Below are 16,729 nucleotides of genomic sequence, written 5' to 3'. Positions count from 1 at the left end.
CCTGATAACCTCTAGGGATACCCGCATTGGCCTTCACACGACGACGTCTTCTTCACGGCGGTGCCCTGATCGCAGCCGCTCCGGCGATCCAAGTCTTGACCGGCGCTTCATCGATTCGGACGGCCCATGCGCAGGTCAAACCCGCTGGCCTCAAATGGCGGCACGGGCTTTCGCTGTTCGGTGAGGTGAAGTATCCGGAAGGCTTCAAGCATTTCGATTATGTCAATCCACACGCGCCCAAGGGCGGCATGGCGCGGCAGATCGGGATGGGCGGCACGTTCGACAATTTCAACCTTGTTGTGTCGGGCGTGAAGGGCTCGATCGCGTCGGAAGTCGGGCTGATCTATGAATCACTGACGTTTCAGTCGCTGGACGAGGTCGCGACGGAGTACGGCGCGCTGGCAGAGTTCATTAGTTACCCTGATGATTTCTCTTTCGTGACTCACCGGCTGCGCGCCGGGGCGAAGTGGCATGACGGCAAGCCGGTGACGCCGGATGACGTGATTTTCTCGTTCAACACGCTGAAAAAGCATGGTCCGTTCTATGCAGCTTATTACCGCCACGTTGTGAAAGCCGAAAAGACCGGCGAGCGGGACGTGACCTTCACCTTCGATGCGCCGGGCAACCGCGAACTGCCGCAAATCGTCGGACAGTTGATAGTGCTTCCGAAGCACTGGTGGGAAGGCACCAATGATGCAGGCGTCAAACGGGACATTTCCGCGACCACGCTGGAGCCGCCGCTCGGCAGCGGCCCCTACAGGATCAAGAGTTTTGAAGCGGCGCGCTCGGTGACGCTGGAGCGGGTCAAGGATTATTGGGGCCGAGACCTCAACATCAACATCGGCCGACACAACTTCGATGAACTGCGTTATGAATATTTCCGCGACGGTACGGTCGCGCTCGAAGCCTTCAAGGGCGATCAGGTCGACTGGCGCATGGAAAACAGCGCCAAGAACTGGGCCACGGCTTACGATTTTCCGGCGGTGAAGGACGGCCGCGTCATTCTGGAGGAATTTCCCAACCGCAATTCGGGCGTGATGCAGGCGTTCGCTCTTAACAACCGCCGCGACAAGTTCAGGGATCCTCGCGTGCGGCGGGCGCTGAACTTCGCGTTCAATTTCGAGGAAATGAACAAGCAATTGTTCTACGGTCAGTACAAGCGCATCAGTAGCTATTTCGAGGGCACCGAACTGGCATCAAGCGGCTTGCCCGAAGGCAAGGAGTTGGAAATCCTCGAGACCGTTCGCACTGAGGTGCCGCCCGAAGTGTTCACCACGCCTTACAGCAATCCGGTCGGCGGCAATTCCGAAGCGGTTCGCAACAACCTGCGCGAGGGCATGAAGCTCTTCAAGGAAGCGGGATATGAGGTGCGTGACCATAAGCTGGTGGACGGCAAGACCGGCAAGCCATTCGAACTGGAATTACTGTCGGAGTCTCCGAGCGCTGAGCGCATCATGCTGTTCTTCAAGCCGTCGCTGGAGCGCATGGGCATCACCGTCACCGTCCGCACCGTCGATTCGACGCAATACGAGAACCGGATGCGCAGCTGGGACTTCGATGTGGTCGTCAATCTCTGGATTGAATCGCTGTCGCCCGGCAATGAACAGCGGGAGTACTGGGGCTCGCACGCAGCCGATATGCCGGGCTCGCGCAATGTGGTCGGCATCAAGAATCCTGCTATCGACAAATTGATCGAGCGCGTGATCTTCGCCACAGACCGCGCCGATCTGGTCGCCGCAACCAAAGCGCTCGACCGGGTGCTGTTGTGGAATCACTATGTGGTGCCGCAATTCACCTATCCGTTCCATCGCACCGCCCGTTGGAATCGATTCGGCCGGCCGGCCGAGATGCCGAAGTACGGTCTCGACGCCTTTCCGGCGCTGTGGTGGTACGACGCCGACAAGGCGGCCAAGGTCGGTAAGCGATCTTGAGGAGGGTCGCGCGGATGACGCAGCCCAGCCGCCGGCAGGTGATCGCTCTCGGGATCGGTGCGGCAGGCGCAGCATTGTTGCGGCCGGATGTCGCCACTGCCGCGAACGGCGCGGAAACCGAATCCGGCCTCGAATCCCATGGCATGTCGGCGTTCGGTGACCTGAAATACCCTGCGGATTTTCACCACTTCGATTACGTCAATCCCGACGCGCCGAAAGGCGGTTTGTTCTCGACCATTCCGTCGAGTCGCGCCTTCAATCAATCGTTTCAGACCTTCAACTCGCTGAACGCCTTCATTCTGAAGGGGGACGGCGCGCAAGGGATGGAGATGACGTTCACGTCGCTGATGGCGCGCGCCGGCGACGAGCCGGATGCGATGTATGGCATGGCCGCGAAGTCGGTGCGTATCTCGGCGGACGGATTGACCTACAAGTTCACGATGCGGCCGGAAGCGCGGTTTCATGACGGGCAAAAATTGACCGCGCGCGATGCCGCCTTCTCTCTGACGATTTTGAAGACCAAAGGCCATCCGTTGATCACGCAGCAGATGCGCGACATGGTGAGCGCGGAAGCGACCGGCGACGCGACTCTGGTCGTTAGATTTGCACCGAAACGCGGGCGCGATGTGCCGCCGTTCGTCGCCGGTCTGCCCATCTTTTCGCAAGCCTACTACACCGCGCATCCGTTCGAGGAATCGACGCTCGATGTGCCGCTCGGCAGCGGGCCCTACAAGGTCGGCCGGTTCGAGGCGAATCGTTTTATCGAATTCGATCGGGTTAAGGATTGGTGGGGCGCGGATCTTCCGGTCTGCCGCGGCAGTTACAATTTCGATACTGTGCGATTCGATTTCTACCGCGATCGCGATGTGGCTTTTGAAGGCTTCACCGGGCGGAGCTATCTGTTCCGGGAAGAGTTCACGTCGCGGATCTGGAACACCCGTTACGATTTCCCGGCGCTGACCGAAGGCCGGGTCAAGCGCGAAGAGTTGCGGGACGAGACGCCGTCGGGCGCGCAGGGCTGGTTCATCAATACCCGCCGCGACAAGTTCAGGGATCCGCGTGTGCGGGAGGCGCTCGGCTGCGCTTTCGATTTCGAATGGACCAACAAGTCCATCATGTACGGCGCCTATGTGCGGACGGTGTCGCCGTTCCAGAACTCCGACCTGATGGCGAGCGGCTTGCCGTCGCCGGAGGAAGCGGCGCTGCTGGAGCCGTTCCGCGGCAAGGTTCCGGATGAGGTGTTCGGAATGCCGTTCGTGCCGCCGGTGTCCGACGGCTCGGGGCAGGACCGCAAGCTGTTGCGCCGCGCCGCGCGGCTGCTCAAAGATGCGGGCTTTGACATCGAGGCCGGGAAGCGGATGACGCCGCACGGCGAGCCCTTCCGCGTCGAGTTCCTGCTCGATGAGCCGTCCTTTCAGGCTCATCATATGCCCTATATCAAGAATCTGCAGACACTCGGGATCGAGGCGACGCTGCGGCTTGTCGACCCGGTTCAGGCGCGGGCGCGGCGCGACGACTTTGATTTCGACATGATGATCGAGCGTTTCGGTTTCTCGACCGTTCCGGGCGACTCGCTACGGCCGTTCTTTTCCTCGCGGGCGGCAGAGACCAAGGGATCGAACAACCTCGCCGGGATTTCTGATCCCGCTGTCGACTCGCTGATGGAGCAGGTGATCGCCGCCGACACGCGCGCCAGGCTGGTGTTCGCGGCGCGCGCGCTGGATCGCGTCATCCGCGCTGGCCGTTACTGGGTGCCGCAATGGTATTCGAACGCGCACCGGCTGGCTTATTGGGATGTGTTCGCCCATCCGCCGAAACTGCCGAAATATCTCGGCGTCAAGGCGCCTGACATCTGGTGGTCGGAGCAGGCGAAGTAAAGCATGGCCGCCTATATCGCCCGCCGCATTCTGCTGATGATTCCCACTTTGCTGGGCATTCTGTTCGTGTCGTTCGTCGTGGTGCAGTTCGCGCCGGGCGGTCCGGTCGAGCGGGTGATCGCGCAATTGAGCGGTTCGGACACCAGCGGGATGTCGCGCATTTCCGGCTCGTCCGGCGGTGACTTCGGCGCGCGTGGCCGGGTTGGCGCGTCGTCCGACGCCGTCAACTCGAAATACCGTGGTGCTCAGGGGCTCGATCCCGCCTTCATCAAGAGCCTCGAAAAGCAGTTCGGCTTTGACAAGCCGGCGCCCGAACGCTTTCTGTTGATGCTGTGGAATTTCTCCCGCTTCGACTTCGGCAAGAGCTACTTCCGCGACACCACCGTGATCCAGCTCATCAAGGAAAAGCTGCCGGTCTCGATGTCGCTCGGCATCTGGATGACGCTTCTGACCTACCTGATTTCGATCCCGCTCGGAATCCGCAAAGCGGTCAGGGACGGATCGCGGTTTGATACCTGGACCTCGGCGGTGATTATTGTCGGCTTTGCGATACCCGGCTTTCTGTTTGCGATCCTGCTCATTATCCTGTTCGCCGGCGGATCGTTCTTCAGCATCTTTCCCTTGCGCGGATTGACGTCGGACGGTTGGAGCCAGTTTCCCTGGTACTGGAAAATCGTCGACTATTTCTGGCATCTGACGCTGCCCATCATCTCGATGGCGCTCGGCGCCTTCGCCACCATGACATTGCTGACCAAGAATTCGTTTCTCGACGAGATCCGCAAACAGTACGTGATGACGGCGCGTGCAAAGGGTTGCAGCGAGCGACAGGTGCTTTACAATCACATATTCCGCAACGCCATGCTGATCGTCATCGCTGGATTTCCAGGCGCGTTCGTCCACGCTTTCTTTTCAGGTTCGCTTCTGATCGAAACCATCTTCTCGCTCGATGGGCTCGGGCTGCTCGGTTTTGAGAGCGTGCTCAATCGCGACTATCCGGTTGTGTTTGGAACGTTGTTCATCTTTTCGCTGGTCGGGCTTGTGGTGAACCTGATTTCCGACCTGACGTACATGTGGATCGACCCGCGAATCGACTTCGAGGCGCGGGAGGTCTGATGGCGGTGACGTTGCCAAAGCCTGTCGAGGCCGATGTCGCGGCGCCGCTCGGTGAAGCGGTGCTTCCGGGACGTCATCCGTTGCGCTTGTCGCCGCTCAATCGCCGGCGCTGGCAGAACTTCAAATCCAACCGGCGCGGTTACTGGTCGCTCTGGATATTCCTGATCCTGTTCGTCGTCTCGTTGTTCGCGGAATTGATCGCCAACGACCGGCCTTTCCTGATCCGCGTCGACGGACATTTCTATTTTCCGGCGTTCGTGACCTATCCGGAAACCGCGTTCGGAGGCGACTTCGAAACAGCTGCCGATTATCGCGATCCGTATCTTCAGAAGCTGATCGCGGACAAGGGCGGCACCGTCATCTGGCCGCCGATCCGCTATTCCTACGACACCCACAACCTCGATCTGCCGACGCCTGCGCCCTCGAAACCGACCTGGCTGCTGACCGAGGCGGAATGCAAGGATGTGGTGCAGCGGAAGCATCTCACAGGCTGCCGCGACCTTGAGTACAACTGGCTCGGGACCGACGATCAGGGCCGCGACGTGGTGGCGCGGCTGATCTACGGATTCCGGATTTCGGTGCTGTTCGGACTTTGCCTGACCATCGTCTCGTCGATCATCGGGATCGCGGCCGGCGGCGTACAGGGCTATTTCGGCGGTTGGATCGATCTCGGCTTTCAGCGCTTCATCGAAGTCTGGACCGCGATTCCGTCGCTCTATCTGCTCCTGATCCTGTCGTCGATCCTGGTGCCGGGCTTCTTCGTGCTGCTCGGAATCCTGCTGCTGTTCTCGTGGGTGTCGCTGGTCGGTCTGGTGCGCGCCGAATTCCTGCGTGGCCGCAACTTCGAATACATCACGGCGGCGCGGGCGCTCGGCGTGTCGAACGCGACCATCATGTTCCGCCATCTTCTGCCGAACGCCATGGTCGCGACCATGACGTTCCTGCCGTTTATCGTGTCGTCGTCGGTGATGACCCTGACCGCGCTCGATTTTCTTGGCTTCGGACTGCCGCCTGGTTCGCCGTCGCTGGGCGAAATGCTGGCGCAGGGCAAGGCCAACGTGCAGGCGCCATGGCTCGGCTTCACCGGATTTTTCTCGCTCGCGATCATGCTGTCGCTTTTGATCTTCATCGGCGAAGCCGTGCGTGACGCTTTCGATCCGCGCAAGACGTTCAGGTAAGATCCCGGATGGACGCCATCAATCAGCCGCTGCTCGACGTTCGCGACCTGTCCGTTGCGTTTCATCATGGCAGCGGACAGTCGGTCGCCGTCGATCGCATTTCGTTCGACATCAAGCGTGGCGAGTGTGTGGCGCTGGTCGGCGAATCCGGTTCCGGGAAATCCGTCAGCGCACTCTCGATTCTGAAGCTGTTGCCCTATCCGGCCGCATCGCACCCTAGCGGCAACGTCCGCTTCAAGGGGCGCGAGTTGCTGAGCCTAGCCGAGCGCGACATCAGGAGCATTCGCGGCAATGACATCTCGATCATTTTCCAGGAGCCGATGACCTCGCTCAATCCGCTGCACACCATCGAAGCGCAGATCGGCGAGATATTACTGCTCCACGGCGGGGTTCGCGGCGCGGCGGCGCGGCAGCGGACGCTGGAATTGCTGACGCAGGTCGGTATTCCCGAGCCGGAAACCCGCCTTGCCAGCTATCCGCACCAGTTATCGGGCGGTCAGCGCCAGCGCGTGATGATCGCGATGGCGCTCGCCAACGAACCCGATCTTCTCATCGCGGACGAGCCGACTACCGCGCTCGACGTCACGGTGCAGGCGCAGATCCTGGCCCTGTTGGCGGATATCCGTGCCCGGCTCGGCATGAGTCTTTTGTTCATCACGCACGATCTCGGCATTGTCCGCCGCATCGCCGACCGCGTTTGCGTCATGAACGGCGGCAAGATCGTCGAGCAGGGACCGGTCGAGGAGGTTTTTGAATCGCCGCGGCATCCCTATACGCGCGAACTGCTGGCCGCGGAGCCGAAGCCAGACCCGGCGCCGCCGCGCCCGGAATCGCCCGTCGTGATCGCGGCCGACGAGCTCAAGGTCTGGTTTCCGATCCGGCGCGGGCTCTTGCGCAAAGCGGTTGGCTACATCAAGGCGGTGGACGGCGTGACTCTGAAGGTCCGTAAGGGCGAGACGCTCGGCGTCGTCGGCGAATCCGGATCGGGCAAGACCACGCTCGGGCTGGCGCTCCTGCGGCTGATCTCTTCGGATGGCCCGATCGTTTTCCTCGGCAAGAACATCCAGGGACTGCGTTTCAAGCAGATGCGGCCGTTCCGCCGCGACATGCAGATCGTGTTTCAGGACCCGTTCGGGGCCTTGAGTCCGCGGATGTCGGTCGGCGACATCGTCGCTGAAGGCTTGAGCGTGCATCAGAGACAGCTATCCGACGCGGAACGAGAGACCCGGGTGGTCAAGGCGCTGACCGATGTCGGGCTCGATCCGGCGACGCGCTTCCGCTATCCGCACGAATTCTCCGGCGGCCAGCGCCAGCGTATCAGCATCGCGCGCGCCGTGGTGCTGGAGCCGAATTTCGTCGTCCTGGACGAGCCGACCAGCGCGCTCGACATGCTGTTTCAGGCGCAGATGGTCGATCTCCTGCGTGAGTTGCAGCGCAAGCGCGACCTGACCTACATGTTCATTTCCCACGACTTGCGCGTGGTCGCCTCTCTTGCCAGCCACCTCATCGTGATGCGCCAGGGCAAGGTGGTCGAGGAAGGACCGGCGTCGGAGTTGTTCAAGAATCCGAAATCGGATTACACCCGCGCGCTGTTCGCCGCGGCCTTCCGGCTGGAGACCGCGAACGGCGCGGAAGCCTGAGACCTCGTCCGGGACACAACTGCTGTTACATCCGCTTTATGCTGGTTAAGTCGTTTCCCGCCATCTTGATGCGGGTGATCGCGTCGTGAATGCCTTCGATCGCCGTCGCCATGTGATAGGCGTTGGCGTGGACCAGCGTGGTCGCGTTCCGGACGATGGCGACGTGTCCTTTCCAGAACATCAGATCACCGCGCCGCGGCTGTTGCGCCTCCTGCGGAGACAGCGTGCGGCCCAGCGCTGCTTCCTGCATGTCGCTGTCGCGCGGACAAGCGATGCCGGATGCGTTGAGCGCGATCTGCACAAGGCCGGAACAGTCGATGCCGAGGCTGGTCTTGCCGCCCCACAGATACGGCGTTCCGACAAACATTTCGGCGACCGTGACGAAATCGGCGGCGGCATGATCGAGCGGGGCGGCATGGTTGGCGGGGATGTACAGACGATCATCAGTGACGGCGAAGCCGCTGTCATGGCGCTGGACGGTCAGCCGGACGCCGAGCGACAGCGTCTCGGTCGGCGGCAGCTTGATCGACGGTCCGGGAAACGCAAACGTCCGCAAGGTGACGACCTTGTGCGTCTGCGCCGCGCCAGGCTTGGCGAGCGCGCGGTCCGGGAGCCAGCCCACATAGCCGTCGTCGTTCAACTGGCCCCAGGCCCAGCCTTCAGCGCTGTGGTCGTAGATCGTGACCCGCTCGCCGCGCAGCGCCTGGGTCTGGAGCATCGCATCCGGTGCAGGCTCGCGCTGCAGGGGCGCCACCGCTTCGACAACCTCCCATTCCTCCCCGTCAACGAATCGCTTCGCCCTGACCCTGCCTTCGAGGTGGCGGGCGGCAATCTCCGGCCGTGCCGGCGTCAGGCGCGGATCATCCATAGCGTTCGCTCAATAGTCTGAAGAGGGCGCGCGCGGCCTGGCATTCGCCGCCCTCGGGCCGCGCCGGCTTGGCCGACGGCGTCCAGCCGTAGATATCGACATGAAGCCAGCTCTTCGTCGCCGCGACGAAGCGTTGCAGGAACAGCGCGCAAACGATCGAGCCGGCAAAGCCGCCCGATGGCGCATTGTTGATGTCGGCGACCTTGGAATCGAGCCATCTATCGTAGGCAGGCCATAGCGGCAGCCGCCACAGCGGATCGTTTTCGGCCTGTGCGCAGCGCGCGACATCGAGCGCGAGCTTTTCGTCGCCCGTATAGAATGGCGGAACATCCGGCCCCAGCGCCACGCGCGCCGCGCCGGTGAGGGTCCCTAGATCGATCAGAAGATCGGGCTTCTCCTCGTCCGCCAACGCCAGCGCGTCGGCGAGGACCAGCCGGCCCTCGGCATCGGTGTTGCCGATCTCCACGCTCAAGCCCTTGCGCGACGGAAAGATGTCGAGCGGCCGAAACGCGTTGCCGGCCACGGCGTTCTCGACCGCCGGGATCAGCACGCGCAACCGCACTTTCAGCTTCGCATCCATCACCGTCAGCGCCAGCGCCAGCACATTGGCCGCGCCGCCCATGTCCTTCTTCATGATCTGCATGCCGCTGGCCGTTTTGAGATCGACGCCGCCAGTGTCGAAGCAGACGCCTTTACCGACCAGCGTGACCTTCGGATGGGTGGGATCACCCCAGGTGAAATCGATCAGGCGCGGCGCGCGCGGCGAGGCCATGCCGACCGCATGGATCAGCGGAAAATTCCGTTGCCTTAGATCGTCGCCGACGACGCAGCTGAATTCCGCATCGAAACGCCGCGCGAGATTCTGGGCGGCGGCCGCAAGCTCCTCCGGTCCCATGTCGTTGGCGGGCGTATTGATCAGGTCGCGTGCAAGCGATACCGCCTCGGCCGTCCTCGAGATTGCCGCGATGTCGACGCCATCGGGCGGCACCAGACGCGCTTTGGGTGCGTCGGCCTTGCGGTATCGATCGAAGCGATAGTTGCCGAGCGCGAACGCCAGCGTTGCGAGATGGATATCGTGCGGCGCATTGGCAAAACGGAAGGTTCCTGGCGGCAATAGCCCCGGCAGCTTTCCGGCGAGGAACGGATCGCGCGTTTGGTCTGATTCCTCGCCAAGTCCGAAGAGAACGTGTGAGATGTCGCCGTTGTCCGCAGGCAGCGCGAGATATTGCCCCGACTTGGCCAGAAAGCCGCTCGTCTCGGCAAACCGGCGAGCAGGACCGTCGGGCATCGCGCTGGCCGCTTCCCAAGCTGTCCTGGAGACAAAGGTGATCGGAACAGCCTCCTCGGCTGACGAGGTCGCAAACGCGGGATGCATGGTGAGTGACCTCTGTCCGTTATAGCGCTTTCGAGCGAAGCATGTCCTCGGGTCTGACCCGATGATGGAGTCCGGTTCGCGTGCGGAAAACGCATCGAATCAAAGGCTAGAGTTTTTCACCGTTTTCGTGAAGCAGTGAAAGACTCAAATGAGAGAGCGCTTAATCGGAAGCGGCGCCGGTACCCGTCGGAGTAGTTAACCAGACGTTAGGGTTAACAGTCTATTGCTGAAGCCGCCGACTTTCGATCGGCCAGCAATTGCGAGTGAAAAGTGCCATGCGTCAGCAGTCGTGTCTTGCAAGGCTTTTCGCCTCCACAACCATAACGGCAATGTTGGCGGCCGGCCTCGCGGGCTGCCAGACCGCCGGCATGTCCGATGTCACCGGCTCGCTCGGCGCCAGAGCCGAAAAGCATTCAGGAGCCGATCCTCATCGCGCCGTCGAAGTTTATGGCGAGCGGTTTCGCGCCAATCCCAAGGATGCCGAGGCGGGGTTGAAATACGGACAGGCATTGCGCGCCATCGGGCAGCGCGCGCAGGCGGTTGCGGTGCTGGAACGCGCCGCGATCCTGAATCCGGGCAACAAGGCGGTGCTTGCCGGCTGGGGCCGGGCATTGGCTGATAACGGGCAGTCGCAACAGGCCTTCGATGTTCTCAGCCGGGCGCATACACCGGCAAATCCGGACTGGCGGATTCTTTCCGTCCAGGGGACTACGCTCGACAAGCTCGGCCGTCACGAGGATGCGCGCCGCTATTACGCGAGCGCGCTCAGGATCAGGCCCGACGAGCCCTCGGTGCTGTCCAATCTCGGCATGTCCTATATCCTGACCAAGGAGCTGCCGAAAGCGGAGGAGACGTTGCGTCGCGCTTACGCCGGTGCTCCGGTTGATAGCCGGATCCGGCAGAATTTGGCGCTGGTCGTTGGATTGCAGGGGCGGTTCGACGAAGCTGAAGGTATTGTGAAGGCTGATCTGCCCGTCGACGAAGCCGCGGCGAACGTGGCCTATCTGAAGCAGATGCTCGGGCGCGGCGCCAGCGTGCGGGCCGGTGCGGCTGACGTTGTCGGTCAGGACTCCCGCAGGTCACGGGCGGAAAGCCATCCGCGGCTGGACGGATCGGTCTCATAGACTTCGCTTCCAACGGAATCAGAAGCGAGGCTCGATGATTTTGATGTGACGCGTTCTCTGCACGCGAACCCGGACTCCATCCTCGGGTCAAGCCTGAGGACATGCCTTGCCCGAAAGCGCAATAAGCCGCCGATTTGCAAGTCTCAGTGCATTTGCGCGGCGATCTTGATTCCGGTCGGTCCGAGAATGACCACGAATAGAACGGGCAGGAAGAACACGATCATCGGGACCGTCAGCTTGGGCGGCAGAGCGGCTGCCTTCTTCTCGGCTTCGGTCATGCGCATGTCACGATTTTCCTGCGCCATCACGCGAAGGCTTTGCGCGAGCGGGGTGCCGTAGCGCTCTGACTGCTGGAGCGCGAGACATACGGATTTCACACCTTCCACACCGGTGCGGTTCGCCAGATTTTCATAGGCGATTTTGCGGTCCTGAAGGTATGACAGTTCCGCCGTGGTCAGAGTAAACTCCTCCGCCAGCGCGACCGACTGGTTGCCGATCTCCGTGCTGACCTTGCGGAAGGCGACTTCGATGGACATGCCGGATTCAAGGCAGATCAGCAGCAGGTCGAGCGCGTCCGGAAAAGCCCGTTTGATCGAGAGCTGGCGCTTCGTAATGGCGTTCTTCAGAAACAGCATCGGCGCCTGCAGGCCGAAGAATGTCGCACCGATGCAGATGCCGATCTTGACATGGGTGGGTTGCTGCGTGTGCGATAGCAGAAAAACATAGGCGATCGCTCCAATCAGCATGACGATCGGGGTCACCATGCGGAAGAACAGGAAAGTGACGTAAGGGGCCTGACCGCGATATCCCGCCATGACGAGCTTCTCGCGGGCGGCCTCCTGTGCCACCCACTTTCCAAGATTGAGATCCTCCACGATCTTCGAGACAAACTGCTTCGGCGCCTGCCGAAGAGAGACCTTTTCGGATTTCGAGAGCCGCTCGCGCTCGCGCTGGCGAATGCGCTCCCTCTCGCTGGCGACGGCCTTCATTCGCTTGGTAAGACCATCCGCCGCAAAAAAAGGCGTTATCAACGTGTAGACGGTCGCGCTGGCGGCAATCGCCGCAAGAACCATCGTCATAAACTGTGGATCGTGAAATTTCTCGATCAGGATGTCGAGCATGCTGCACCGTCAGAAGTCGAAGTTGATCATTTTCCTCATCACGAGGATGCCGGCTGACATCCACAACGCGGAGCCGGCCAGCATCAGCCGCCCGGTAGGATGAGTCCACAGCAGCGCGATGTAGTCCGGCGTGGATAGATAGACCAGCAGCATGACGATCGGCGGTAGCGAGCCGATGATTGCGGCCGACGCCTTGGCTTCCGTCGACACCGCCTTGATTTTTTCTGCCATCTTCTTGCGGTCCCGCAGCACCTTGGACAGGTTGCCGAGAGCTTCAGAAAGGTTGCCGCCGGATTTTTGCTGAATCGCGATCACGATACCGAAGAAGTTCGCTTCGGGAACAGGCATCCGCTCGTACAGACGCGAACAGGCCTCACCGAGCGGCATGCCGACGGCCTGGGTCTCGATGATCGCGGCGAATTCGCTTTTCAACGGCTCCGGTGAATCGGCCACAACGACCTTGAGGGATTCGAAGAGAGGCAAGCCGGCCTTGATGCCGCGGACGATCACGTCCACCGCGTCGGGGAGGGCGCGCAGGAATGCGGTTTCCCGGCGCTGCTTGAGGAATCCGAGCAGCCAACGCGGCACACCGAAGCCCGCAGCGAATGCCAGGCCGGCCGCAGCAAGCGGCCCGGCTCCCAAGATCATGGGAACGGAAAAGCAGATCATGGCGAGAACGCCGGAAACGATCAGAAACTTCTCTTTCGACCATGACAACCCCGCCTGTGCGATGCGGTGGTTGAGGGTGAGTTTTCTGTCGCGTTTCTGGCGTTGCTCGATTTCCCGCAACGAACCTTCGATCTGCTCGCGGCGCGAGCGCTGGGCTCTGTCGACTTGTCGGATAGCGGGGGTGGTCCGTGCGAACGCGGCCCGGCGCTTCTCCGCCTTCATCTCCCCCGACAGCGCCGGATACAGGAAAACCCACGCGACGCCGCCCACCGCGGTTGCAGCCATGAATCCCAATGCCAGGGTCTGCAAGTTCATGAGCGTGCGTCCTCAGATATCGACCTTGACTTCCGCCGCATCAAGTGCGGCTGCAAGTCGCTTCTCCTCGTTATAGTACCGTGCGCGTTCCCAGAACCGCGGCCGGCCGATTCCCGTCGAACGATGCCGCCCGATCACATTGCCGTTGGCGTCCTCGCCAATCAGATCGTAGAGGAAGATATCCTGGGTGATGATGGTTTCGCCCTCCATTCCCATCAACTCGGTAATGTGAGTGATGCGCCGCGAGCCGTCGCGGAGGCGTGCGGCCTGGATGATGATATCGATCGAAGCGCAGATCATCTCGCGGATCGTACGCGAAGGCAGCGCAAAGCCGCCCATTGTGATCATGGACTCGCAGCGCGACAGCGCCTCGCGCGGATTGTTCGCGTGCAGCGTGCCCATCGAGCCGTCGTGGCCGGTGTTCATGGCCTGCAGCAGGTCGAACGCCTCCGGTCCGCGGACCTCGCCGACGATGATGCGTTCGGGGCGCATGCGCAGGCAGTTGCGGACCAGGTCGCGCATCGTCACCTGGCCCTCGCCTTCGATGTTCGGCGGACGGGTTTCGAGCCGTACGACGTGCGGTTGCTGCAATTGAAGCTCGGCCGCGTCCTCGCAGGTAATGATGCGCTCGTCATGGTCGATATAGTTGGTGAGGCAGTTCAGCAGCGTGGTCTTGCCGGAACCGGTGCCGCCCGAGATCAGCACATTGGCGCGGCACCGGCCGATGATCTGAAGAATTGTCCCGCCTTCCGGAGTGATGGCGCCGAACTTCACCAGTTGATCGAGGGTCAGCTTGTCCTTCTTGAATTTGCGGATCGTCAGCGCAGGCCCGTCGATCGCGAGCGGCGGGACGATGGCATTGACGCGCGATCCGTCGGCGAGACGCGCATCGCATATCGGCGAGGATTCATCGACCCGCCGTCCGACCTGGCTGACGATCCGCTGACAGATGTTCAGCAGTTGCTGGTTGTCGCGAAACCGGATTCCGGTTCGCTGGATCTTGCCCGCGACCTCGATGAAGACCGTGCCGGCGCCGTTGACCATGATGTCCGCGATATCGTCGCGCGACAGCAGCGGCTCGAGCGGGCCATAACCGAGAACGTCGTTGCAGATGTCGTCGAGCAGTTCTTCCTGCTCGGCGATCGACATCACGATATTCTTGATCGCGATGATCTCGTTGACGATATCGCGAATCTCCTCGCGCGCGGATTCGCCGTCGAGCTTGGCGAGCTGAGCGAGATCGATGGCCTCGATCAGGGCACCGAAAATGGTCGCCTTGACCTGATAATAGGTGTCGGACCTGCGGGCATCGATCGCTGGCGTCTGGGTTGCCGGTCGCGCTGGCGCGAGCGGCGGTGAGGCGACCTTGGGCGAAGCGACTTCCGTGGATGTTTGCGTATTCGAGGTGGGCGGTGCGACCTCCGTCAGGCCCGCCAGCTTCCGGGTGCTGTCCTCTGGTCCGCTACGCTTGCCAAACACGACGGTACTCCACGCAATGACTTACTTTGCCCGCAACTTCTCGATGAATGGCGGCAGGAACGATTTTCTCGGCTTCTTTGCTTCGCCGCGGCCGGTCAGGCGTTGAGCGAGCTGCAGAAACATTTCGGCAATGCGATGGTTCGGCGCGATTTCCGCGATCATCTGGCCGTTGTTCGCGGCCGATCCGAACATCTGCGGGTCGAACGGGACGCTGACGATCGGTTGGCTTTCAATGGCCTTGGCGAATTCATTGGCGCTGATCTCCGGCCGCTTCGGAACGCCGACCTGGTTGAGGCAATAGAGCGGAGGCCGGTCGTTCGGCCGCGCCGCCTTGAGCAGGTCGAACAGGTTCTTTGTGTTGCGTAGGCTGGCGAGATCTGGTGTCGCGGCGATGAGGATATCATCCGCTCCGATCAGGGCTCGCCTGGTCCAGCCCGACCATTGATGCGGAATATCGAGAACGATGCAGGGCATCGTCGCGCGCAGCGTATCGAGGGTCGAATCGAATGCCTCCACCCCGAAGTCATAGATGCGGTCCAGCGTCGCTGGCGCGGCGAGCAGGCTCAGGTGGTCGGTGCATTTCGACAACAGGCGATCGACGAAGGCGGTATCGATGCGGTCCGGCGAAAAGACGGCGTCGGCGATTCCTTGAGGTGGATCCTGATTAAAGTCCAGCCCAGCGGTACCGAAAGCGAGATCGAGGTCGGCGACGACGGAATCGAGCGCCAGATCGCGTGCAATCGCCCAGGCGACATTGTGGGCGATCGTTGAGGCGCCGACGCCGCCCTTGGCGCCGGCAATTGCGATGACCCGGCCGACCGCTTTGGCTTCCGGGGCTGAAAACAGGCCGCAAACGGAGCGGACGATGTCGATGGGAGCCGCCGGCGCGATGACGTAGTCGCTGACGCCGCGCTTGACCAATTCGCGATACAGCGTCACGTCGTTGACGCGGCCGATCACGATAACGCGCGTGCCTGCGTCGCACACGGTTGCAAGGTGGTCGAGCGCTGCCAGGATGTCGCCGCGCTCGTCGGCTTCGAGAATGATGACGTTCGGTGTCGGCGCCGAGCGATAGGCCTCCACGGCAGCGGCCATGCCGCCCATCTGGATCTTGAGGTGAGCCTTGGCCAGCCGCCGATCCTCGCCGGCGGCTTGAACGGCCGTGGCCGTGTCCATGGTCTCGCAAAATGCCTGCACCGATACACGCGGCGCCGGTGCAATATGATCCTCCGCCCCCGGCGAAGGGGATGTGGTCGAGTCTGCGTCCTGGCGAGCGTGACTGATCATTTGCCTGTGTCGCTGAGTTTGGCTTTTTCGGCTTCGGGATAGTCCGTCGTGGTGGTCAAGCCCTTACGATACTTTTCGAAACCTTCGGTGCGACGAGCCGTATAGGGCGGAGTTTCGGGCCTCGGCTGGACTAGGTCCGATGGATTGTCGATCATCGATGCGAGGTTGCGCTGAGTGGCGCACCCGAAATTCCAGTAAGGCTTGTTGTCGAGATAGCCCCTGTTTTTGATCGAGGGACCGAGGTCGTCCGGCCAGACACCGCAGGGGCCTGCCACGGCGGCGATTCGCGGATAGGTCAGGCGAATGGTTGCGAACAGGCGCGGATCGGCGGGGTTGTAGTGCCGGACGATGATCCCGCGCGGTGGCACGCCGGCTGCGGTCAACAGCGAACGCACTTCCTTGAATGAACTTGCCGCCGCTCGGGCATTCCTGGTTTCCGCCGGCACCTCGGCGATGATGGCGCCGGTGCCCTCGCGGAGCCAGACGCTCGCAAGTCCGATGACATCCGCACGCTGCGCGGCCGTCAGGCCGCCTCGTGTGTTGCCGACGAAGATATTGACGGTCCGATCGGCCTCCTGGATCGCGATGGGATGCCGCAAACGATAATCGTTTGGAATGCTCGCGGTTGTGCTCACCCGATCCGTATGGGTGCAGGCACCCAGCGCGGCAGCGAGGCCGGCGACGATGACGGCCACGCGCAGGTTACGGCGTTCGGCGGAATCTACGGATGTCATCGTTTCGTTCCTTGCCCG

At 61.9% G+C, this 16,729-nt stretch carries 13 protein-coding genes; 6 read left to right on the top strand and 7 right to left on the bottom strand.

Annotated features, from left to right (window positions below; genetic code table 11):
* Positions 1 to 26: 26 nt before the first annotated feature.
* Genes NB311A_RS09690 through NB311A_RS09670 form a run of 5 tightly spaced genes read left to right on the top strand, consistent with a single transcriptional unit; the run spans position 27 to position 7,739 of the window.
* Positions 27 to 1,931 carry an extracellular solute-binding protein gene (locus NB311A_RS09690; RefSeq protein WP_009798355.1) on the top strand — a complete coding sequence of 635 codons (1,905 nt, stop codon included), beginning with the start codon at positions 27 to 29 and terminating at the stop codon, positions 1,929 to 1,931.
* A 14-nt stretch (positions 1,932 to 1,945) separates the two neighbouring features.
* Complete coding sequence (locus NB311A_RS09685) at positions 1,946 to 3,808, top strand: extracellular solute-binding protein (RefSeq protein WP_009798354.1); 1,863 nt, start codon at positions 1,946 to 1,948, stop codon at positions 3,806 to 3,808.
* A gap of 3 nt (positions 3,809 to 3,811) precedes the next feature.
* Positions 3,812 to 4,921 carry a microcin C ABC transporter permease YejB gene (locus NB311A_RS09680; RefSeq protein WP_009798353.1) on the top strand — a complete coding sequence of 370 codons (1,110 nt, stop codon included), beginning with the start codon at positions 3,812 to 3,814 and terminating at the stop codon, positions 4,919 to 4,921.
* Complete coding sequence (locus NB311A_RS09675; RefSeq protein WP_009798352.1) at positions 4,921 to 6,099, top strand: ABC transporter permease; 1,179 nt, start codon at positions 4,921 to 4,923, stop codon at positions 6,097 to 6,099. The genes NB311A_RS09680 and NB311A_RS09675 overlap by 1 nt, the downstream gene beginning before the upstream one ends.
* A gap of 8 nt (positions 6,100 to 6,107) precedes the next feature.
* A complete protein-coding gene (locus NB311A_RS09670; protein ID WP_009798351.1) occupies positions 6,108 to 7,739 on the top strand; it encodes an ABC transporter ATP-binding protein in 1,632 nt (543 codons plus the stop codon).
* Positions 7,740 to 7,764: 25 nt separating this feature from the next.
* Here NB311A_RS09670 and NB311A_RS09665 read toward each other — a convergent pair whose 3' ends face one another.
* Together NB311A_RS09665 and NB311A_RS09660 are read right to left on the bottom strand one after the other, a co-directional pair.
* A complete protein-coding gene (locus tag NB311A_RS09665) occupies positions 7,765 to 8,607 on the bottom strand; it encodes a C40 family peptidase (RefSeq protein ID WP_009798350.1) in 843 nt (280 codons plus the stop codon).
* A complete protein-coding gene (locus NB311A_RS09660; protein ID WP_009798349.1) occupies positions 8,600 to 9,982 on the bottom strand; it encodes a M17 family metallopeptidase in 1,383 nt (460 codons plus the stop codon). Before NB311A_RS09660 ends, NB311A_RS09665 begins: the two co-directional genes overlap by 8 nt.
* Before the next feature lie 275 nt (positions 9,983 to 10,257).
* On the opposite strand from NB311A_RS09660, the gene NB311A_RS09655 reads away from it, so the two are divergent.
* Entirely contained in the window at positions 10,258 to 11,106 is an 849-nt protein-coding gene (locus NB311A_RS09655; RefSeq protein WP_040674693.1) for a tetratricopeptide repeat protein, read from the top strand.
* Between the two features lie 143 nt (positions 11,107 to 11,249).
* Here the strand turns inward: NB311A_RS09655 and NB311A_RS09650 are convergent, their stop codons facing one another.
* From NB311A_RS09650 to NB311A_RS09630, 5 genes are all read right to left on the bottom strand, one after another.
* Positions 11,250 to 12,227: a type II secretion system F family protein gene (locus tag NB311A_RS09650; protein ID WP_009798347.1), complete on the bottom strand. Its 978-nt coding sequence runs from the start codon at positions 12,225 to 12,227 to the stop codon at positions 11,250 to 11,252.
* Between the two features lie 9 nt (positions 12,228 to 12,236).
* Positions 12,237 to 13,211 (bottom strand): type II secretion system F family protein, encoded by a 975-nt coding sequence (locus tag NB311A_RS09645; RefSeq protein WP_009798346.1) that lies wholly within the window; start codon positions 13,209 to 13,211, stop codon positions 12,237 to 12,239.
* A 12-nt stretch (positions 13,212 to 13,223) separates the two neighbouring features.
* Positions 13,224 to 14,639, bottom strand: coding sequence for a CpaF family protein (locus tag NB311A_RS09640; RefSeq protein WP_050752098.1), 1,416 nt, complete (start codon positions 14,637 to 14,639; stop codon positions 13,224 to 13,226).
* Positions 14,640 to 14,711: 72 nt separating this feature from the next.
* Positions 14,712 to 15,977, bottom strand: coding sequence for an AAA family ATPase (locus NB311A_RS09635; protein WP_040674689.1), 1,266 nt, complete (start codon positions 15,975 to 15,977; stop codon positions 14,712 to 14,714).
* Positions 15,974 to 16,711, bottom strand: a complete 738-nt coding sequence (locus tag NB311A_RS09630) for a CpaD family pilus assembly protein (RefSeq protein ID WP_009798343.1) — start codon at positions 16,709 to 16,711, stop codon at positions 15,974 to 15,976. The genes NB311A_RS09635 and NB311A_RS09630 overlap by 4 nt, the downstream gene beginning before the upstream one ends.
* Between the last annotated feature and the right edge of the window lie 18 nt (positions 16,712 to 16,729).

Origin of the sequence: Nitrobacter sp. Nb-311A, assembly GCF_000152905.1 — a bacterium.
Lineage (GTDB): Bacteria > Pseudomonadota > Alphaproteobacteria > Rhizobiales > Xanthobacteraceae > Nitrobacter.
This window is presented reverse-complemented; position numbering and strand designations above follow the sequence as displayed.